Source organism: Bacillus sp. 05T22 (genome assembly GCF_056396765.1).
On record NZ_JBFTMC010000080.1, the window covers coordinates 1 to 20,241 of the forward strand.

Annotated in this window: 18 protein-coding genes and 4 pseudogenes; 6 read left to right on the plus strand and 16 right to left on the minus strand. The window is 34.5% G+C overall.

The window, feature by feature from the left end; translation table 11 throughout:
• Positions 1-25: 25 nt before the first annotated feature.
• The 9 genes and pseudogenes from AC1DIT_RS20140 to AC1DIT_RS20180 all read right to left on the minus strand — a co-directional run.
• A complete protein-coding gene (locus AC1DIT_RS20140) occupies positions 26-1,966 on the minus strand; it encodes an AMP-binding protein (RefSeq protein ID WP_016114921.1) in 1,941 nt (646 codons plus the stop codon).
• 48 nt (positions 1,967-2,014) lie between these two features.
• A complete protein-coding gene (locus AC1DIT_RS20145) occupies positions 2,015-3,556 on the minus strand; it encodes an acyl-CoA carboxylase subunit beta (RefSeq protein ID WP_016114920.1) in 1,542 nt (513 codons plus the stop codon).
• Between the two features lie 2 nt (positions 3,557-3,558).
• Positions 3,559-4,347, minus strand: a complete 789-nt coding sequence (locus AC1DIT_RS20150; protein ID WP_016114919.1) for an enoyl-CoA hydratase — start codon at positions 4,345-4,347, stop codon at positions 3,559-3,561.
• Between the two features lie 4 nt (positions 4,348-4,351).
• The gene (locus tag AC1DIT_RS20155; RefSeq protein ID WP_016114918.1) at positions 4,352-5,263 is read right to left on the minus strand and encodes a hydroxymethylglutaryl-CoA lyase; all 912 of its coding nucleotides are present in this window, start codon (positions 5,261-5,263) and stop codon (positions 4,352-4,354) included.
• 22 nt (positions 5,264-5,285) lie between these two features.
• The gene (locus AC1DIT_RS20160) at positions 5,286-5,501 is read right to left on the minus strand and encodes an acetyl-CoA carboxylase biotin carboxyl carrier protein subunit (protein WP_003197789.1); all 216 of its coding nucleotides are present in this window, start codon (positions 5,499-5,501) and stop codon (positions 5,286-5,288) included.
• A gap of 27 nt (positions 5,502-5,528) precedes the next feature.
• Positions 5,529-6,866, minus strand: a complete 1,338-nt coding sequence (locus AC1DIT_RS20165; RefSeq protein ID WP_016114916.1) for an acetyl-CoA carboxylase biotin carboxylase subunit — start codon at positions 6,864-6,866, stop codon at positions 5,529-5,531.
• A 14-nt stretch (positions 6,867-6,880) separates the two neighbouring features.
• Positions 6,881-8,026, minus strand: a complete 1,146-nt coding sequence (locus tag AC1DIT_RS20170) for an acyl-CoA dehydrogenase (protein WP_016132820.1) — start codon at positions 8,024-8,026, stop codon at positions 6,881-6,883.
• Between the two features lie 215 nt (positions 8,027-8,241).
• Positions 8,242-9,210: a YbgA family protein gene (locus tag AC1DIT_RS20175; protein WP_016114914.1), complete on the minus strand. Its 969-nt coding sequence runs from the start codon at positions 9,208-9,210 to the stop codon at positions 8,242-8,244.
• A gap of 248 nt (positions 9,211-9,458) precedes the next feature.
• Positions 9,459-9,662 (minus strand): annotated as a pseudogene (locus tag AC1DIT_RS20180) (N-acetylmuramoyl-L-alanine amidase); the annotation flags it as partial.
• Positions 9,663-9,686: 24 nt separating this feature from the next.
• On the opposite strand from AC1DIT_RS20180, the pseudogene AC1DIT_RS20185 reads away from it, so the two are divergent.
• The 3 genes and pseudogenes from AC1DIT_RS20185 to AC1DIT_RS20195 form a co-directional block, all read left to right on the plus strand.
• Positions 9,687-9,892 (plus strand): annotated as a pseudogene (locus tag AC1DIT_RS20185) (IS3-like element ISBce13 family transposase); the annotation flags it as partial.
• A 454-nt stretch (positions 9,893-10,346) separates the two neighbouring features.
• Positions 10,347-10,835 carry a DinB family protein gene (locus tag AC1DIT_RS20190; protein WP_016114913.1) on the plus strand — a complete coding sequence of 163 codons (489 nt, stop codon included), beginning with the start codon at positions 10,347-10,349 and terminating at the stop codon, positions 10,833-10,835.
• A 198-nt stretch (positions 10,836-11,033) separates the two neighbouring features.
• The gene (locus AC1DIT_RS20195) at positions 11,034-11,546 is read left to right on the plus strand and encodes a nucleoside deaminase (RefSeq protein ID WP_016114912.1); all 513 of its coding nucleotides are present in this window, start codon (positions 11,034-11,036) and stop codon (positions 11,544-11,546) included.
• 185 nt (positions 11,547-11,731) lie between these two features.
• On the opposite strand, the gene AC1DIT_RS20200 is transcribed toward AC1DIT_RS20195, so the two are convergent.
• The gene (locus AC1DIT_RS20200) at positions 11,732-12,541 is read right to left on the minus strand and encodes an HAD family hydrolase (protein ID WP_016114911.1); all 810 of its coding nucleotides are present in this window, start codon (positions 12,539-12,541) and stop codon (positions 11,732-11,734) included.
• Positions 12,542-13,029: 488 nt separating this feature from the next.
• Between AC1DIT_RS20200 and AC1DIT_RS20205 the strand changes: the two genes are divergently transcribed.
• From AC1DIT_RS20205 to AC1DIT_RS20215, 3 genes are all read left to right on the plus strand, one after another.
• Positions 13,030-13,419: a cupredoxin domain-containing protein gene (locus AC1DIT_RS20205; protein ID WP_016114910.1), complete on the plus strand. Its 390-nt coding sequence runs from the start codon at positions 13,030-13,032 to the stop codon at positions 13,417-13,419.
• Positions 13,420-13,784: 365 nt separating this feature from the next.
• Positions 13,785-14,879, plus strand: coding sequence for a response regulator aspartate phosphatase (locus AC1DIT_RS20210; RefSeq protein WP_016114909.1), 1,095 nt, complete (start codon positions 13,785-13,787; stop codon positions 14,877-14,879).
• Positions 14,879-15,073 carry a hypothetical protein gene (locus AC1DIT_RS20215; protein ID WP_016114908.1) on the plus strand — a complete coding sequence of 65 codons (195 nt, stop codon included), beginning with the start codon at positions 14,879-14,881 and terminating at the stop codon, positions 15,071-15,073. The genes AC1DIT_RS20210 and AC1DIT_RS20215 overlap by 1 nt, the downstream gene beginning before the upstream one ends.
• Before the next feature lie 208 nt (positions 15,074-15,281).
• On the opposite strand, the gene AC1DIT_RS20220 is transcribed toward AC1DIT_RS20215, so the two are convergent.
• From AC1DIT_RS20220 to AC1DIT_RS20245, 6 genes and pseudogenes are all read right to left on the minus strand, one after another.
• Positions 15,282-15,563 carry a zinc-ribbon domain-containing protein gene (locus AC1DIT_RS20220; protein WP_476998366.1) on the minus strand — a complete coding sequence of 94 codons (282 nt, stop codon included), beginning with the start codon at positions 15,561-15,563 and terminating at the stop codon, positions 15,282-15,284.
• A gap of 46 nt (positions 15,564-15,609) precedes the next feature.
• A complete protein-coding gene (gene tnpA / locus AC1DIT_RS20225) occupies positions 15,610-15,885 on the minus strand; it encodes an IS66 family insertion sequence element accessory protein TnpA (RefSeq protein WP_016114906.1) in 276 nt (91 codons plus the stop codon).
• Between the two features lie 258 nt (positions 15,886-16,143).
• Positions 16,144-17,595, minus strand: a complete 1,452-nt coding sequence (locus AC1DIT_RS20230; protein WP_016114905.1) for an O-antigen ligase family protein — start codon at positions 17,593-17,595, stop codon at positions 16,144-16,146.
• A gap of 236 nt (positions 17,596-17,831) precedes the next feature.
• Positions 17,832-18,461: pseudogene (locus AC1DIT_RS20235) on the minus strand (IS6 family transposase).
• A gap of 144 nt (positions 18,462-18,605) precedes the next feature.
• Positions 18,606-19,730 (minus strand): FAD-dependent monooxygenase, encoded by a 1,125-nt coding sequence (locus tag AC1DIT_RS20240; protein ID WP_016114902.1) that lies wholly within the window; start codon positions 19,728-19,730, stop codon positions 18,606-18,608.
• 137 nt (positions 19,731-19,867) lie between these two features.
• Positions 19,868-20,241 (minus strand): annotated as a pseudogene (locus tag AC1DIT_RS20245) (DDE-type integrase/transposase/recombinase); the annotation flags it as partial.

Here is a 20,241-nt window from a genome sequence, read left to right on the forward strand (position 1 = left end):
TTTTATAAGGGGCTCATGGCTTGTTTTATATTTGACTAGATTGTAATCCCTGAATATAAGAGACAACTTCCGGATTTACAAGTGAAGATAAATCTCCCAATTCTCTCCCTAAGTATGCTGCTTTAATCACACGTCTCATTACTTTAGAATTACGTGTTTTCGGCAAGTCTTCTACAACATGAATATCTTTTGGACATAACGCCTTTCCGATATGAGAGTTTACTAAATTCAATAATTCTTTTTTTAGTTCAGATGTAAATTTTATTCCTTCTTGTAAAACAATAAAGCAATGGCAGACTTCCCCTTTTACTTCATCTGGTACGCCGATCGCCGCGGCTTCTATTACACCAGGATGCTTTACAAGAATTGATTCATATTCAGCTGGCCCAATACGCTTCCCGGCAATATTTAATGTATCATCAGAACGTCCGGTAATAATATACTGTTCTCCATCATAAATGACCCAATCACCGTGCACCCATTTGTTTTCAAAGCGCGACCAATACGTGTTAACATAACGTTCGTCGTCTTCCCAGAAGCTTTTCGTCATTCCAACCCACGGTTTTTCTATACATAATTCTCCAACTTCATCACGGATTGGAGTACCTTGTTCATCTAATACAACTGCTGCCATTCCAGGTAAAGATGCATTGAAACTAATAGGTGCAATTGGTTTAATTAAAACATTTCCAAAAATCCCACCGGAAATTTCAGTTCCACCTGAATAGTTACAAATTGGTACCTTTCCTTTTCCAACTGTTTCAAAGAGCCACATCCAAGGGTCTGGATTCCAAGGTTCACCTGTTGATGCAAATACCTCTAAACTTTCTAGAGAATGTTTCTTTACATATTCATCACCTTTTGCCATCAGTGCTCGAATTAATGTTGGTGAAATTCCAAGGTGAGTAATTTGATATCGATCAACCGTTTCCCATAATCGATCTGCTTCCGGATAGTCTGGAACACCTTCATACATTACCATTGTTGCCCCATTAATAAGAGAGCCGAATAATAAAAACGGTCCCATCATCCAGCCCATATCAGTTACCCATAATACACGGTCACCTTGCTTAATATTCATACCAAATCCTGCATCAAATGCAGACTTCAGAGGAAATCCAGCGTGCGTGTGTACAGTTCCTTTTGGTTTCCCAGTCGTCCCTGATGTATAAATGAGCATAAGCGGGTCATCACTTTTCATTTCTTCAGCGTGTATAAATGGTTTTTCCTTTTCGAGAATACTCCATGATAGGTCATAGTTATGAGGTGTAAAATCATTTCCAGCATGACGTACAATTACAACCTTCTCAACAGATGCACAATGTTCGCACGCTTTATCTATCTCATCTTTTAATGAAACGATTTTACCACGGCGCGAGAATCCATCCGCTGTAATAATCATTTTGGATCCTGCTGCCTGTACACGCGTCATGACTGCATCAGCTGCAAATCCAGAAAAAATCGGGGAAATAATCGCACCTATTTTCATTACTGCCAGCATAGCAACAACTGTCTCTGGAATCATCGGCATGTAAATCGTTACACGATCACCTTTTTCAATTCCGGAATGCTTCAATCCATTGGCAACTCGGCTCACCCAGCTATCAAGTTCTTCATATGTAAATGATTTTGTTGTTCCGTTTTCCCCTTCGTACATGAGGGCAGGTTGTTGTTTTGTTTCTTCATCTGCAAGCCAACGAGATAAAGCAGATTCTACTACATTACACGTTCCCCCAGTGTACCACTGAGCGAATGGTGTACCGTTTTCTAAATCTAATACTTCTGTATACGGCTCCATCCATTGATAGCCAACTGCACGTTCCGCTTCTCCCCAAAACCATCCAGTTTCTTCAATTGACTTGTTATAAAATGCTTCATAATCTTCATAGCCAAGCGATTTCATCCACCCATATAGACGTGTTTTATCTTTATATTCTTCTGTTGGAAACCAAACGGCTTGTTTCAATGTTTTCCCCTCCTCATTTTTCGAACAAGAAAGCCCTTAATAGGGCTTTTATACTGGATAAACTGGATGTTTTCGATCTGTAAACACTTGATATTTACTCATGTACATTTCGAAGCGCTTCTTTAGTTCTTCACGTAAATCATTCGGATGAACAATACCATCAATCACCATTTCTGATGCTAGGCGATAAATATCAATATCTTTTTTATACTCTTCACGTTTTTCTGCAATGAAGCTTGCACGCTCTTCTTCTGGTAACGCTGCGATTTTATTCGCATATACGGCATTAACAGCAGCTTCTGGTCCCATTACAGCAATGGAAGCCGTTGGCAACGCTAAACAACAATCTGGTTCGAAAGCTGGGCCTGCCATTGCATATAGACCAGCACCATATGCTTTACGAACAACGATTGAAATTTTCGGTACTGTCGCTTCACTCATAGCAGAAATCATTTTCGCACCGTGACGAATAATACCAGCTCTCTCAACTTTCGTTCCAATCATAAATCCAGGTACATCCGCAAGGAATAATAATGGAATATGATATGCGTCACATAAATTAATAAACTTCGCTGCTTTATCAGCAGAATCGTGGAATAATACACCGCCTTTCATACGCGGTTGATTTGCAACAATACCAATAGGCTTCCCATCGATTCGTCCTAATCCTGTAATAAGTTCTTGTGCAAATAATTTTTTCACTTCAAAGAAAGAACCTTCATCGATAATACGATTAATAAGATCTTTCATATTAAAAGGAGCATTTTGATTTTCTGGGATGATTTGTTCTAACGTTTTTTCGAACTGTTTTGGTTCTTGAGGCTTAGTCATAGGAGCATTTTCTTGATAGTTACTTGGAAAATATGAAATATATTGTCTTGCCTGAGCAATCGCTTCTTCTTCTGTCTTACATAATACATCTCCGCATCCTGATACCGAGCAATGCATACGAGCGCCGCCCATCTCCTCTAGTGTTACTTTTTCACCAATAACCATTTCAGCCATACGCGGAGAACCTAAATACATAGAAGCATTTCCTTCAACCATCATGACAACGTCACAAAAAGCAGGAATATAAGCACCTCCAGCTGCAGAAGGACCAAACAATAAACAAATTTGTGGTACCTTACCTGATAGCTTCACCTGGTTATAAAAAATGCGTCCCGCACCGCGGCGCCCTGGGAACATTTCAACTTGGTCAGTAATACGGGCACCTGCAGAATCAACAAGATAAAAAAGTGGTACACGTAACTTTTCAGCTGTTTCTTGAATGCGTAAGATTTTTTCAACAGTTCGAGAACCCCAAGACCCTGCTTTAACTGTTGAATCATTTGCCATGACACATACAGTACGACCATGTATTTTACCAGTAGCAGTTACAACACCATCTGCCGGTAAGCCTGTTTGCTCACAATTAGCAAATAATGCATCTTCTACATATTCACCATTATCAAATAGAAGAGCTAAGCGATCTCGAACAAAGATTTTTCCTTTTGCTTTATTTTGTTCATGATATTTTGGTGCCCCACCTTGTTTAATTGTTTCAACACGTTCTTGAAATGAATTCGATTGTTGTTTTTGTTCTAGCACTTTTACTCCCCCTTATACACTGGTTTACGTTTCTCCTGAAATGCTTGTAGTCCTTCTAATCGATCTTTCGTATGGATTACACCTTCATACGCCTGCTTTTCCATTTGTAATCCGGTATGCAAATCTACTTGTATCCCATTTGAGATTGCTTCTTTTGCTAATCGAATGGCAATTGGTCCATTACTCGCAATGCTTCTTGCAATTTCAATTGCTTTTTCTTCTAGTAAGTTAGCTGGTACCACAAACTCTACCATTCCATATTCCTTCGCCTCATGCGCCGAAATACGTCTTGCTGTATAAATTAATTCTTTTGCCCTGCCAACACCAATTAGTCTTGGGAGACGCTGCGTCCCACCAGCTCCTGGGATGATAGCTAGAGATGTTTCAGTGAGTCCAAGGCTTGCTGTTTCTGCCGCAATTCTAAAATCACACGCTAAACTTAACTCGGTACCACCACCAAGTGCAATTCCATTTATTGCAGCAATAACAGGTTGTGATAATTGCTCAACCATATCCATTGTAGAACGAATCATCCCAACTGCATGACGTACTTGCTCCTCATTCATATTGGCACGTTCTTTTAAATCAGCTCCGGCACAAAATACTTTTTCACCATAGCCTGTTAAAATGATAACGCGAACATCAGCTTCTTCATTAATATGATTTAATGTAGATTGCAACTCTTCTAATAGTGCAAAAGATAATGAGTTTGCTTGCCGTTCGCGATTTAATGTTATTTTTACGATATGCGGTGTTACATAATCTACTGAAATGTTTTGTAATTGTAGCATTTTATCACCTACTTATTGTTTTATGTTGCAATGCTTTATACACATGACTTGGCAATTGAATATTTAGCTTACTTTGAATAAATTGACTAGCCTTTAATAACTTTTCTTCATTTATATTTGTTTGTACGCCCATTTTGTGGAGCATATGTACTAAATCATCAGTCGCGACATTACCTGATGCTCCTGGTGCATAAGGACAACCACCAAGTCCACCACAGGAACTATCAAAAGTCGTAACACCGTATTCCAATGACTGAACGACGTTTGCAAGCGCCATTCCGTACGTATTATGAAAATGCATCGCGAATTGAGAAGAATCATATTTTTTAAGTAAATGCTCTAATACACGCTCTACTTGCAATGGATTTGCTACACCAATGGTATCTCCCAATGAGACTTCATAAATGCCATATGAGAAGAGTTGATTACATAATTCGTCTACAGCATCAATGCTCACATCCCCTTCATAAGGACAACCAAATACAGTAGAAACATAACCTCTTACTCTTTTACCTGCAAACCCTGCTTGCTTTGTAATATCTCGCACGACAGATAACGCTTCTTTAATGGACTTATTGATGTTATTTTTATTATGTGACTCACTTGCTGATAAAAAAACATTCACCTCATCTACATTTTGCAAAAGAGCTCGTTCCAAACCATTTTGATTTGGAACAAGCGCAGCATATGTAATATCTGAATTCCGCTTTAACTCTGCAAATACATCACTCGCATCAGCTAAAGCAGGAACCCATTTCGGGTGAACAAAAGAGGAAACTTCAATATATGATAATCCAGCTTCTGAAAGTAATTGAATCCATTTCACTTTATCTTTTGTGCCAACAATTTTCTTTTCATTTTGCAAACCATCACGTGGTCCCACTTCTTTAATGACAGCAAAAGTAGGTAGCTTCAATACATTTCACCCCTTCTTCTCCCTATTCAATCTCTACCAATACATCTCCTTCATTAACAAAATCGCCCTCTTGTACATTTATTTTCATAACTGTCCCAGCTTCTTCTGAAACGATTGGAATTTCCATTTTCATAGATTCCAAAATGACGACATCCTGTTCTTCTTCTACTGTATCCCCTATTCCCACAACAATTTTCCAAACATTACCTGCCATCGATGCATATACTTTTGTCATCATTTTTACCCCCTTTAATATTCATAAACCTTATTTTTTTACAAGTTGTTTTGTTACAAAGCCTGTTGTATAAATACCACTTTGGAACACTTCATCTTCTAATACTTGCAGAAGCATTGGTGTATTTGTTTTAATACCTTCTACTTTCAGATTTTGAAGAGCATCCTGTAATTTCTCAATAGCTTCTTCGCGCGTTTCACCATGCGCAATTACTTTTGCAATCATCGGATCGTAAAACGGTGTAATTGTCACCTTATTCTCCAAAAAGTGATCGATACGTACTGCGGTTGGTAGAGTTAGTCCTATAATTTCCCCAGGAGATGGGAAAAATGTTTTTGGATCTTCTGCATAAATACGTGCTTCAATGGCATGACCACTACGATTTATATCCTCCTGCGTAAAGGAAAGCTTTTCACCAGACGCAATGAGTAATTGTTGTTCAACAAGATCTAGACCAGTAATTTCTTCAGTAACAGGATGCTCCACTTGTAATCTTGTATTCATCTCTAAGAAATAGAAGTTTTTCTTATCATCCACAAGAAATTCAACCGTACCGGCATTTGTATAGCCAAGAGCTTTTGCTGCTTGTACAGCAACTTCCCCCATCGCTTTACGTGTTTCTTCATCTAAAAATGGAGACGGTGCTTCTTCAATTACTTTTTGATTCCGGCGTTGTACAGAGCATTCACGTTCCCATAAATAAACTGTATTGCCATGTGTATCAGCTAAAAGTTGAATTTCAATATGATGCGCATCTGCAATGTATCGCTCTAAGTACATCTCACCATTACCAAAAAAGTTTTGTGCACGCGTTTTATTGCTCTCGAATGCTTTGGTGAGCGTTTGCTCAGTTTCCATCAACTGCATTCCAATGCCCCCGCCGCCCGCGGATGCCTTCAGCATTAATGGATAACCAATTTGTTTTGCAATTTCAATCGCTTCTTCAGCAGTCTCAATATTCGTTGTGATTCCTGGTACAACTGGAACATTTGCTTCTTGCATTGCCAGACGTGACTCGATTTTACTTCCCATCTTAGCAATGATTTCCTCAGAAGGACCAATAAATACAATCCCTTCTTCTTTACAGCGAACCGCGAAGGAAGGATTTTCTGATAACAATCCATATCCTGGATGAATCGCTTCAGTATTTGTTTTCTTAGCAATTTCTATAATCTTTTCGAGATTTAAATAGCTCTCTTGGACACGTGGGCCACCAACCAAATAAGCCTCATTTGCTAGTTTTACATGAAGTGCATTTTCATCTGCTTCTGAGTAAATAGCAACTGTACGAATTCCAAGTTTTTGACATGTTTTTATAATTCGAACTGCAATTTCGCCACGATTAGCAATTAATATCTTTTGAAACATAGTGAATCCTCCTTTTATCTACACCCTAAATGTCTTGCAATTACGAGACGTTGAATTTCAGAAGTTCCTTCACCAATTTCTAAAAGTTTTGCATCACGAATGTGACGCTCTACTTCATATTCACGCATATAACCATATCCACCGTGAATTTGCACTGCTTGATTCGCAATACGACTTGCTGCTTCAGATGCAAATAACTTTGCCATAGCTGCTTCTTTACCGAAAGGTTTATCATGATCTTTTAACCAAGCTGCTTTATGTACTAAATTACGCGCCAATTCCACTTCAGTAGCCATATCAGCCAGTTTAAATTGAATCGCTTGGAAATTAGAAATCGTTTTTCCAAATTGCTGACGCTCTTTTGCATATTGAATTGCACGCTCAAAAGCAGACTGTGCAATTCCTACAGCTAATGCTGCAATTGAAATACGCCCTCCATCAAGTGTATATAAGAATTGTTTAAATCCTTTATTTACATCACCAAGAATATTCTCTTTCGGTACACGAACACCATCAAGTACGATTTCGCAAGTATTAGAGGCACGAACACCCATCTTATCGTATGGACTTGAAATCGTTAATCCCTCACTTGTTGTCGGCACAATAAATGCAGAAATACGTTTTTTTCCATTTTCTTCGACACCATTGATAGCGGTTACAATGGTTGTATTTGCATACTCTGCATTCGTAATCCAACACTTCTCACCGCTAATCACATATTCATCACCATCTAAAAATGCTTTTGTTTGTGTGCCACCTGCATCTGATCCAGCGTTCGGCTCTGTTAAACCAAAAGCACCTAGTGTTTTTCCTGATGCCATTGGAACTAAATACTTTTGCTTTTGTTCTTCTGTACCAAAGTAATAAATTGGTGAAGCACCTAATGAAATTGTTGCAGCATAACTTAAGCCTGTACCGCCACAAGCACGGCCAATTTCTTCAACAGCTAGCGCGTACGATAGAGTGTCGCCGCCAGAACCTCCATACTCTTCTGGGAATGGGATTCCTAATAATCCTAGTTCGCCCATTTTTTGAAACGTTTCGTATGGAAATTCAGCTGTTTTGTCATAATACACAGCTTTTGGTGCAATTTCCTTTTCAGCAAAGTCACGTACCATTTCTTTAATCATTTGTTTTTCGCGAGTTAGAGTAAATTCCATTCCGCTACACACCCCTTATCGAATATTGAGTTTCGACAGCGTGCGAGTCTGTACTACAAACATTGCTTCTTAAAGACAAGATTAGTAGTTAGATAATTGTTATAATTCTGTCATAACTTAATTTTAAAACAGATTCTGTACTCATGCACAAAAAAATTCCTACATTGTTCTACAACAACATAGGAATAACAGTGTCGAATTATGTGGTTTTTTCTTTAATAATCTCTTCCTTTTCCGGAATCTGAGATTTCTACTAATGCTTCAGGATATGGTTCAAAATAGGTTTGCCGAAATAAATAGTGGTCTTCAAAACGTAAGACCCACGACTTTAAAACTACAAGTAAATTGCTAAGAGGTATTTTCTTATCTGCATATTTTTGAAGTAGCGTTAAAAAATACTCTTTTTCTTGCTTGTTTAGCTTATCTTTAAAGTATCCAAAAATATGCTGACATACGTTTATATTCGATGTATAGCGAGGTGTTCGCTTCAATAATTCATACAAGGTTTTTTCGTAATTCTCAAAGAGATTTTCAATATTATCCTTTGCATGATTTGCAATAATACGGCCTAATTCTTTTTGTTTCACCTGATTATATGCCATAAATAAGTATTTGTGATCTGATTGAAAAGATACTAGCTCTTTCAAATTTTTATTATGTTTAATTCTTTTAAAGTGAGCGATTGTAAACAGTCTCGTAAAGAAATGTTCACGAATAATAAAATTCGACAATCTACCTTCTTCTTCTACTGCAATATGCGAAAATTTTTTTAATACAGCGCCACCAAACAAACCAGCCCCCTTCTCTTTTACTGGTGATTTGTCATATCCTGTATAAATTTTCACATCTCTAGTTCCGCAACTTGGAGAACGATTTTTTAAAATAAAACCATCAACATCCAGTAAAGTACTTAAAAATTGATCAGAAAACCGTTTCATCCTCTCTGTAACATCTTCTCTTGTCGAAGGCTGTACAAGCTTGTGAATGCCACTATCTTCGATAATCCGAATTGTCTCACGTGGAATTCCTAATCCGATTTCTACTTCAGGACATACCGGAATAAATATAACAAACGGTTGTAAATTTCGAATTGTAATATCAGAAATCCTTTCCCCATTATAACGACAAGCATCAAATTCTAGGCATTTACTTACAACAACTGTTGGTTTTGCAAATTGTCGCATTTTATTACCTCCGCGGCGTTAATCCATATAATATAAATTGTACTACGATGAGTATTCTAAGCAAAGTTAGTTTGTATTGTCTATTTTTATAATGACTATATATCCAGTAACATATCAGCGATATTTTATATTTATTTTGTATAAGTGTTAGCAAGTTCATTTGCAAACTTGTTAGCACTTTTTTATATTTCTTCTATAAATATATTATACAAAAGAGCATCCTTTAAGTGGATGCTCTTTTGTAACTCTTACTTCACATGTCCATAGGCTTCGTTTGCTGTTACATAGTATGTTTTGCCCTGGCTACTATGCTCTTTGTACTGATAAAATCCATTCACCATAACCTTCCCATCGATTGCAAATCATAATCCTGCATCTAAAGTACCAGCAACAACATTATCCTGCCAAGATGGAGAATCATAGAAACGTAGGTTATCCACTTTGAACACAACTTAGTGAAGTTCTTACAATAAATTTCAAGGAGGGAGTGTCCGTATTAGACACTTGTGTTGAGTTTCTTCATGCTTTTCTAAAGAAAGAAGAAGTATACCGCACACAATATGTCACGTTTAAACAAACAAATCTAGCACTATTTCAATGCATCAAAGAATGATATAACCGCAGTAGCATTGGTTATAAAACTCCCAAAGCAATAGAAAATTCGACTAAAGAAGTTGCTTAAATTTAATTTTTTTATGTCCTAGATATTGACTCAAATCCATAACCCACTCGGTAACCTTCCCTGGACCAACTTGCTTCCTTATCAATGTACCGTCTTTAGCAAATTCAACGCCTTTGAGTGTAGCTGTTACATAATCTACACCCCCGGCTATTTTTGGCCAAGCTTATACAGTTTTTCTTTTTCGTTGTAGGTAGTGTTATATGTACAATTGGGATTTTAGCATATATCTTCGCTTAGTTAAAAAAGGAAGATGGGATTGCTATGGTGAAAATCTTAATAGTGTTGGTATTTAGTGTTGGTATTACTTTTTATGCTGTATGAGTTGATTAAAACAAAAAATGAACTTAAATTCTTTAGAAATGATGTAAAACGTTTATTAGAGAAGGAAAACAAAGATATATAATTTAGCTTCTGCTAACGGGGATTATGGTAAATAAAAGAGGAGTGATATTGAATGTTAGATGTTTTAAAGCAACAATACAGCTTTATTCGCTCTACCAGGGAAATTCTATTTACGTTTTCAGAAAAAATCCCACTGCAAAAGTTGCACAGCACCGTTCCAAATTTCGGAAGCGGTAGCATTATAAAGACCCATATTCATGTAGCCGATTGTTATCGATACTGGCTTGGATCATTCGCATTTAACCAAAGGCGAGCAGATTTTTCGTTTGCTACTGATTATGAAATTGAGCATTCAAATGTCGAGAAAGTTCGCGCCAGATTTGAGTTAGTAGATGAGATTGTACAACGTTTTTTAGATGAATTCAATGCTCGTTGGTTCGAAAATATAGCAAATGAAGTGAAATGGCAAAAAGAACCATGGAGTACAACTCCACTATGGCTTTTAACCCATACCGAGACACATGAATTTCATCATAAAGGACAAATCGTATCAATGGATCGTCACCTCGGATACATTCCTCCTAACACAGACCTTGATTAATTCAATTGTACTAAAAAATGATCTACTATAACTGCCGATAACATTGATTATGTGAATGGAAAGACCCTTCAGATGTAGGTTTGAGATAAAGTTTGATTAGAAATGGCTTATAAGTGTTATTTGTTAATTCCAGGTGTTGTTCATCATGTTTTTATAACTCTCTTTTGATAAAATTAGATTTAAAAGGGGGAATTTGTTTTGGTGAGAAAAATGGATCGTTTGTTTTTAGAAATGGCTTTAGAAGAAGCGAAAAAAGCAATGAAAGAGAACACATATCCAGTAGGTGCTATTATTGTTGGGCGAAACAATGAAATATTAGGTAAGGGGCGAAACAGGGTACACACTCAGGATGATGCCTCCGCTCATGCTGAAATCGATGCTATAAGAGCAGCAGGAAAGAAACTCATACATGCTAAAGAAAACAGATTACCTATTACATTATATACAACACTTGAACCATGCCCGATGTGTACTGGAGCTATACTTTTTTCTCATTTTACAAGAGTAGTATGGATTTTAAATGATGACAAGGGATTTGGTGGGTACCTCAAGATAAATAATACTCGTGTTTTTGAAAAATGCTTTAACAATATTGAGCATATTAGTGAACCGTTTGAAGATTTAGCCGTTAAACAAAGAGAATTAATGTTGGAATGGGCTGAAAATCCAAATAACATTCATAATAAAGTTTTAGGGGGGACGGTAGAATGATTAGGCAAGCTGTAGGTGCAATTGAAGCACGTTAGTGTTTCATTAAAAAAATGTTTTAGACTATTAAAAAATAGTTATAGACCGAAAAAGTGTTTTTTGGACATGAAAGCACCCTTTATTAATATAAAACCAAAGACCTTTAAAAGTCCCTTTAGATGAAGAACTGAAGGGACTTTCTATTCATGTTAATTTTTAATTGGATTGGTACCAAAGATTATTTGTTCTAATACCTGTGCCACACCTTCTTCATCATTGTTTCCAGTAACAAAAAATGCAATCTCTTTTAGCTCAGGAATAGCATTACCCATTGCTACTGGTAATCCAGATTCCCTAAATAAGTTAAAATCATTCCAGTCGTCCCCAAAAGACATAACATAATCCATAGGTATTCTCTTAGCTGTACAGATATCAATCACAGCACGCTCTTTCGACACATCTTTATCCATAATTTGAATCAAGCTTCCCGAGTCAGTGCGTATGATGTTAACTTTACCTTCAAAGAGTTCCTGTAAACTTTTATAGTCATAGCATTGAGAAATTAGTATTTTGGAAGCTTGTATCTTCCTTAGTTCATCAATGGTTACCACTGTAGGGTTTGTTGTGACTTTCATGACCTGTTTATAGTCTAAAGTTTGGCTGCTGTACCAAATGTCTTCAGACTCTATAGAAATATAAGCATCTGGCTGATTTGTATGTATATAGTTTAGAATTTCTTCCGTCAACATCTGTTCAATTGGGTAATGTTTTCTGCCTAACTGATTATCTACGGATAAAGCACCGTTATAATAAACAACAGATGCTATTTCTTGAAGCTCTCTACATAAAAAGTCATTAACAGACCTTGGAGGTCTTGCTGTTGCAAAAATAATAGCAAGACCTCTTTCGTGAGCTGTCAAAATGGCCCTTTTACTTCTTTCGGACACTTCTTTTTGTGAATTTAATAAAGTTCCATCGAGATCTAAGACAATGGCTTTAACATCATTTGTGAGTTTCATGTATTTCCCCCCTTTTTTAAATATATCAATACTCCTTTAATGTTCTATATTAAGCAATGAAATCCTATATAGCGTATACATGTGAGGTTGCCATAATGTCTTATTATACGCGGTAAACACAGAGATTAACTTCATATTCATTAAGGATTAGACCTGTTCTCTTTTAAAAACTTTATGCCAGAATATATACATTCTTGTTTTATTAAGTATGTTTTCTCAGAATTGTTCCTATTTCTCATGTGAAAATTACATAACCAATATTTAGTCTAATACTATATTTTAATAAAAACTCTTTTCCGAAAATGAAACTTATTTACCAGTCTGATTCTTTATTTTATTGAATTAGAAATATAAGAATTGAGGAATCCCATTAGATTAATGATGTTCAGTCTAAAACATTTTTTAACCTGAATAGTTAGACCCCCATTTATAGTGATAATATTTTATGAATTGGAAAACAATAATGCTTAGGAAAGGAAGGATTGCGAATGTCTGTGAAAAAGTGGTTAACTGGATTGGTCGTTTTGCTTGCGATGATTGTGGTTGTAACAACTCCAGGCTCACTCAGTGTATTTGCCGAATCCGGCGTCGTAACACAGCCTATTGAGTCAGTGAAAGTGATTGAGGTCGAGTTGAACGATGATTACTTTAATCCGAACGTCATCACTATTCCGATTGGAAGAACGACAACGTTGATATTGAAAAACCAAGGTAATAAAGAGCACACCTTCACAGTGGAAAAGCTCAGAATTGACGCCGAAGTCCAGCCGGGAAAAGAAAAAACCATAACCGTGAAACCTAAAAAGCCCGGTACATATGAACTGATATGTCGGTACCATTTCCAGAAAGGAATGGATGGAAAAGTAATAGTCAAATAACAAGCGGGGCCAATCGGGCCTTGCTTTTTTAATAAGCAACGGTAACTTACTTATTATTACCCAGACATCATTAAATAATAGTAATTTGACAAGCATTCTTCACCCAAATATTTACTTAATTTGACCTTATACTTTAAATATATACAGATAGTCCTATAGTGCTAAGTATCCTTAGTATTTTATCTAGTTTTTCTTTTTGTTCAAAAAAATTGATCTAAGTTTAATTCAATAAACATAGTTCTTCCCATAATGAATACTTATCCAAAAAAATAAATAGGTATTTGTTGAGAAATAAATTTACCCAATGACTAAATATTATAAATTTTTGTACAATTATATAAATACATAATAGGAGGGGTTATTCCATGGAGATTACAACGGTTACACTAGAGCAGATTACTTCTTTATTAAATAATTGGTATGATGCAATTCGCAGTCAAAACACGGACCTTGCATTAGAAATTAGAAACAAAGTAAAAGAAAAAATTGATAGAATTGAGGAGAACCAAAATATTCTTCTATACTACTCTTTACTAGAGTTTAGATATAAATTATTTATAAATGATTATAGTGAATCAAAAGCGTTGCTAGAAAAAATAAATAGCTTTGAAAAACCAACTGACGATTTTTTAAAGTACTACTATTATTTCTTTAAGGCAATTCACGCTACTGAAATTGGTAAATTTAAAGACGCTAATAATTACTTTAGTACTGCTCGAGAATTATTAGAAAAAATACCCGATGAAGCCGAAAAAGCCGAATTTTACTATAAAGCAGCGGCATTCTATTATCAAGTTCGTCAACCACTTATAGCTATCAATTATGCAACAAAAGCAAAAGGATATTATGAGAATTTAAACGGTTATGAAATTAATATTGCTGGCTGCACTAATATTTTAGGGCTTACATGTACTTCATTAAGTCAATTTGAAGCAGCTGAGGAATACTTTATATATGCTTTAGACATTGTTAATAAGCAGAAAAATACAATGCTAGCTTTAAAAATTAGACATAATTTAGGATTCTTATATGCAGAACAGAATCTATCTGAAGCAGCGATTAGAAACTTATCTGCTTCCATTGAAGATCCCGAAACTGATTATAAATCTACGTTCCTTTTAGCACGAGAACATTTCAAATTGGGGCATACAGATGAAACAAATAAATTTATTAATAAAGGTCTAAAAATCTGTAATCATGTAAATGCAATTGAATATAAACATCATTTTTCTATTCTGCGCGCATTAAATTCAGCTGAGCCAACCAATATATTTGAATCCATTATTAAAGAAGGAATTCAATACTTCGAGCAAGAAGGTTTATTAGGGTTCGTACATGACTACTCAAAACAATTAGCATTAAAATTTTATGCTTCAAATCAACCTGGTCAGGCTGGACATTATTTTTACAAGTCACACGAAGCCGAACAAAAACTACGCGATAAGGAGGCTTTAAAGTAATGAAAAAAACAATTAAATTTTTTGGAATTACATTTGGATTAACTTTAATTATAACAGGACTAATAGGTAACACTCCTTCTAGCACATTGCAAGCTGAGCATGGTAAAACATTCATGCAGCAATCGGATGTTCCCTCATATGTACTTAGAGAACACGGAAAAACTTTTTTATATGTTTCTTCTTTAAATACTTGAACAGTTGTTCAAGTAGAAAAATGTATTAGACTGGACATCGTTGGTTTAATTAAATTCCTCTATTTTTGTTTGTTTAATTTAATAAAATAAAGATTTAGACTGAGAAATAATTTTCATTTCGTAAAAGAGTATTTATTAAAATAAAGTAGTAGACTAGATAATAAAAAATACTCATAGATGGAGAGTGACAATTTTGATTCGAAGAAGATTACTCGAAATAGAGCAAATCATTAATTCCTTTATTTAAACTTCGTCTATGGACTATTTTTCTACCATTAGCTTCATAACATATAGGACAACCAGTTCCCCTAACTCTATTCTTAATAGTAGATATCCATTGATGATTACATCTACCAATCCACCATGCATTTTTGTTACTACCATATCCAATTTCTTTTATCTCCAAGTCTTCATTCTGTTCATGATCCCACTCGGCTAATAAATGTTCTTTGTTATTTTCAATGTACCAATCATRGAAACTCTTCTTCATAAATTACATCTCTTTTCACACAATATATTTTGTTTTGTTTTGTTTCTTATAAAGGTACATCTAATTCAATGGTTGCTTCTTGAATGTGAATTCGAATGGTGACATGTATGTTTTCTTCTACGACAGGGCCATTCATAGAACTCCAATTCACACGCTCATTTTTATTTTGATCTTCCGTTTCAGGTGATAATTTTTTCAACCAATAATATAGCCGATGAACTGGTAGGTTCTGTTTTTGACACCAGAAAACTTTTGATAATCCACTGTTTTTATAGTCTTGAATATAAGTTTCCCATTCTTTCTTTAATAGGTGTCTTTTCATAAAAAAGCCTCCACATGTAGTATGTAAGGAGATTATCTCATGGGTTATTTACAAATAGTAGGTGGGGAATATTTGACTCTTACCTTGAAATTCATTGTAAGGACTTAAATAAGTTGTGTCCATATGACTATACTAACTCCAATATTTATTCTTTAATTCAAAAAACTTAATCATCTTAAATAAACTATGTATTAATTAAAATAGACAAAAAATCCCGTATTAAAATACAGGATTTTAGTTAAACTTTGCTTTATTACCTTATTTTTGAATCGATTTACTACTCAAACTCACTATTAGAGTTGCCAAAATAACATTAAAATAGATGCTTACAGCGGGTGCTGTTAATACATGACCAGAAATAAATGCAATACCAAAACCTAATAATATTCCTGTTCCTAACAACACATGTTTGAATGCAAATAAAGTTTTTATATCTTTAATTAATAATAATAAAATTTTAAAACTGTAATAAATAAGAGGTAGTAAAATGAATATAAAACCAAACAATCCAAATGTATAAAACCAATCATGAAAGTCTCGTTCAATCAACTTAGGAGCTCCTTGATAATTCAGGATTCCCCCATACCCCATTCCAAACAGTTTTTGGGATATCGGAACTTCTTCAAAGGATTTTTTATAATGCTGGATAAATAATTCACGGCTACTAAATATAATATTTTCTACTTGATTTTTCTTTTCTTCTACTGCTGAATCACTACCTGAATTACTATCCGAAGCACTTACTTGTTCTTTAGGCGAACTACTAACTGGAACTTCTTTTTTCTCTTCTAATCGATATTGCTTTTGCTTTTCTTTGAATTGTTCCGTTTGTACTTCTTTTTGATGAATTGCCAAATTTTTAACAAATGGCGTTTTTGGTATTGTAGAAACAATTCCTATACTTATACAAATAACAACAAATATGTTCAATAATAGATATTTCCGCTGTTCTTTCAACTGTTTTTGGTAAAAAAACACATGAATAAAACTTATTACAAGTGTAATTACCATAGTAACTATAACCGCCATATAAGCAACTTTTGTTCCCATAGAGAAAGATGAAAAAATAGATAATAATGTTGGAATCCAATAATATAATTTCCTAATAGATGTTGTTTTTTCGATAGAATATAAAACGACAATCGGAAATGTAACACCTAAAATAGAACTCAATTCATTTCCAGCAAAAAACCATCCTTTTGATCCTATTTTACTATATTCATAACTATTATAATCAGTATGAGTGATAATAGAAATAAGTATAGTAATATTAACAATCAATATTGCATATACAATATAATCCCTTATCCTTACATATATATTTTCTTTTCTTTTGATAGAATTTAAAGCCAAAAGATAACTAAAAAACATAATTATATAATATATAGACTTTGCTATAAATTTTACTTCTTCACTTAATAACATAGGCTTTTTTATTACTATGTTATTTATAATTCCTATCATACATACTGATATTAATCCAACTAAATAAATAAGATACTTCCAATTCCCTATTTTAATTGTTGTTATCAACAAATATACAATACTTAACAACATAATAAATAAACGGACAAAAATGCCAATAGTAGCATTCATTTGTAATGACATAATACAAAAAGATGTAAGTAAATCCAAAATAGGTTGAAAAATAATAAATATGAGTAAAAAGTGTTCAAATTTGTTTTTAAAGTTTTTTTGTTTATATAACATGCTACTCTCCTTTAATCATAAATGCTTATTTAATTATTTGTTCAAAACAAGTAATTAGAATTTTCATTCTTATTATAACATCGAAATAAGAAGTTTTTTAAATTAAATTAGAATTTAACCATAATTTGGTTTTGTTGCAAAGTTTTTCAACAGATTATCCCAACAAACGGTTGTTTATTTTATGCAATTGTTAATAATTTTTGTAATTCTTTGTACGTTGAAAAAACGCAGTTTGGTTACAAACTGCGTTTTCGTTTATGTATAGCATGAATGGTTTCGATTCCTTTTATCGTGCGTGAAGCATGGCGAAGATTTTAAAATCCTGAGGATCTAGCAAAACAACGTTTCACGTGTCTATGGTCTCGTTCGATAAAATTATTTAAATGTTTAGCTGTATAATGCACAGTGTTTTTATAAAGATCTTTCTCTTTTAACTTTTTTAATGCACAAAGTAAAGAAGGAGCCTTATCTGTCGTCAGAACCGTTGGTTCTCCGAAGGTTTGAACCAATCTTTTCATGAAAGCATATGCCGCTTGAGTATCTCGCTTTTGGCGAAGTTGAATATCAAGTGTATGGCCTTCTTTATCAATCGCGCGATATAGATAACACCACTTACCTTTAACTTTTATATAGGTTTCATCCATTTTCCAAGATAATTTTATGTTTTTGTTTTTCTTCTTTCAGATTTGATAGATCAGGTTTCCATATTCATGAACCCAGCGCATAATGATTGTAGGATGAACCGAAACCCCAAGTTCTCTCAAGAGTTCAGATACATCACGATAACTTAAAGAAAAACGACAATAGTAGCCAACGGCTACCAAAATAATATCTTTTTTGAATTGTTTTCCTTTAAAGTATTTCATTTGTCATGCTCCAGTTCATTTTTTCTAGAGTGTAACTTTGTTTCAAAAACTTTGCAACAGAATCGAAAAAGCCAATTCTCTGTACGTTTAAAAAATTGGCTTTTTTACAATATAAAGTTTGATTTGCTAATTTAATATCTTAGATTAGTAGGCTGTATTAAGAAAAGAATGACACGCTTTTATAATTTTTTCACTACCTTCTTCCCTAAGTAATTCTTTTCTTACAAGTTCTGAAGATAGCTTTCGAATTTTTTGAGCTCTACCATACCTTCTCTTAAAATAGGATTGAAATGCTATATAAAAGGAATCATGATTATTAATTTCTTCTGCTAATACCATAGCATCTTCTATTGCCATTGCAGCTCCTTGGGCTAAATTTGGTGCACTGGCATGAGCAGCATCTCCACCAATGACTACACGGTTGCTGTACCAGTTCTCTTCCAATACAACTTCTTCAACTAGATTAAAGATAATGGGAGAATCTTTAGAAAGCCCCTCTTTAATTAAAATTGATGCTCCTCTAAATTGATCTACAATGTTCATCACTCTTTCATAACGTGTCATTTTATCATCCCAGTAATCTATCTTTACCGGCTTTATGATAAAAGCATAACCTGCACTTTCAGACAAAGGTACAATACCAATTTTAGTGCTTCCATTATGAAGCATGAGCGTCTCATTAAAAGATTTACTCTTAGGAAATTCTATAGGGAATCTCCATGCTCCCATACCTAAAAATTGAGGATGAATTTTTCGCCCCAGCATTATATCTCTGACTTTAGAACGAATGCCATCAAACCCTATAAGAATATCGCAAATGAGAGTGCTTTTGTCTTCAAAAGTTACATTAACCCCATATTCATGTTCGGTATAAGACTTTAAAGTTTTATTCCATTCTATATTTACCCCTAAAGACTGAGCTTTTGAAACTAATATTCCGCTTAATTCGGAACGCCAAATTGCATTTCTACCTGGTAGGTTTTCATCCATAAATGTTTCATTAATTTCACTTATTACCATGCCATGTTCATCAAAAATTTTTAGGGAAGTGAGTTGAAATCCTTTATTTAAGCATTCTTCATATATACCTAATTCTTGGAGAACCTTAAATGAATTTTGAGGTTGCAGAATGCCTGCACCTTTAAGTAAATTACTACCTGAAGACTCACATACTGTAACAGATAGACCATTTTTTCTTAAAGCAATTGCAGCAGATAGTCCACCTATTCCACCGCCGATAATAAGAACTTTTTTGATCTGCTGTTTCATTATATACACCCTTTCATAAAAGATTACTAATTACTATATTATAGGTTTTTACCTCTGAATAATATGAATAGTGAAATTTTTTATCTGTTGCAAAGTTTCTTAAACAGATAAAAAATTGGGCTGATTACAGATGGATTTTATACAATTCTAAGTAATTGCTGTAATTCATTGTATGTTGAAAAAACGCAGTTTGGTTGCAAACTGCGTTTTCGTTTATGTATAGCATGAATGGTTTCGATTCCTTTTATGGTACGTGAGGCATGACGGAGGTTTTGAAATCCTGAGGATCTAGCAAAACAACGTTTCACGTGTCTATGGTCTTGTTCTATGAGATTATTCAAATGCTTGATTGTGCAATGAGTTGTTTATAAAAGCCTTGTTCCCTTAATTTGTTAAACGTACAAAGTAATGCTGGAGCTTTGTCTGTTGTTAGAACCGTTGGTTCTCCAAACTTTTTCACTAATCTTTTCATAAAGCCATATGCGGCCTGATGATCTCGCTTTTTACGCAG

What these genes read in the sequence shown, in the direction of transcription:
- AC1DIT_RS20150 (WP_016114919.1), bottom strand. Translation starts at nt 4,347, where the DNA reads ATGCTACAATTACAAAACATTTCAGTAGATTATGTAACACCGCATATC.
- AC1DIT_RS20160 (WP_003197789.1), bottom strand. Translation starts at nt 5,501, where the DNA reads ATGATGACAAAAGTATATGCATCGATGGCAGGTAATGTTTGGAAAATT.
- AC1DIT_RS20165 (WP_016114916.1), bottom strand. Translation starts at nt 6,866, where the DNA reads ATGTTTCAAAAGATATTAATTGCTAATCGTGGCGAAATTGCAGTTCGA.
- AC1DIT_RS20170 (WP_016132820.1), bottom strand. Translation starts at nt 8,026, where the DNA reads ATGGAATTTACTCTAACTCGCGAAAAACAAATGATTAAAGAAATGGTA.
- AC1DIT_RS20175 (WP_016114914.1), bottom strand. Translation starts at nt 9,210, where the DNA reads ATGCGACAATTTGCAAAACCAACAGTTGTTGTAAGTAAATGCCTAGAA.
- AC1DIT_RS20190 (WP_016114913.1), top strand. Translation starts at nt 10,347, where the DNA reads ATGTTAGATGTTTTAAAGCAACAATACAGCTTTATTCGCTCTACCAGG.
- AC1DIT_RS20200 (WP_016114911.1), bottom strand. Translation starts at nt 12,541, where the DNA reads ATGAAACTCACAAATGATGTTAAAGCCATTGTCTTAGATCTCGATGGA.
- AC1DIT_RS20205 (WP_016114910.1), top strand. Translation starts at nt 13,030, where the DNA reads ATGTCTGTGAAAAAGTGGTTAACTGGATTGGTCGTTTTGCTTGCGATG.
- AC1DIT_RS20210 (WP_016114909.1), top strand. Translation starts at nt 13,785, where the DNA reads ATGGAGATTACAACGGTTACACTAGAGCAGATTACTTCTTTATTAAAT.
- AC1DIT_RS20215 (WP_016114908.1), top strand. Translation starts at nt 14,879, where the DNA reads ATGAAAAAAACAATTAAATTTTTTGGAATTACATTTGGATTAACTTTA.
- tnpA (WP_016114906.1), bottom strand. Translation starts at nt 15,885, where the DNA reads ATGAAAAGACACCTATTAAAGAAAGAATGGGAAACTTATATTCAAGAC.
- AC1DIT_RS20230 (WP_016114905.1), bottom strand. Translation starts at nt 17,595, where the DNA reads ATGTTATATAAACAAAAAAACTTTAAAAACAAATTTGAACACTTTTTA.
- AC1DIT_RS20240 (WP_016114902.1), bottom strand. Translation starts at nt 19,730, where the DNA reads ATGAAACAGCAGATCAAAAAAGTTCTTATTATCGGCGGTGGAATAGGT.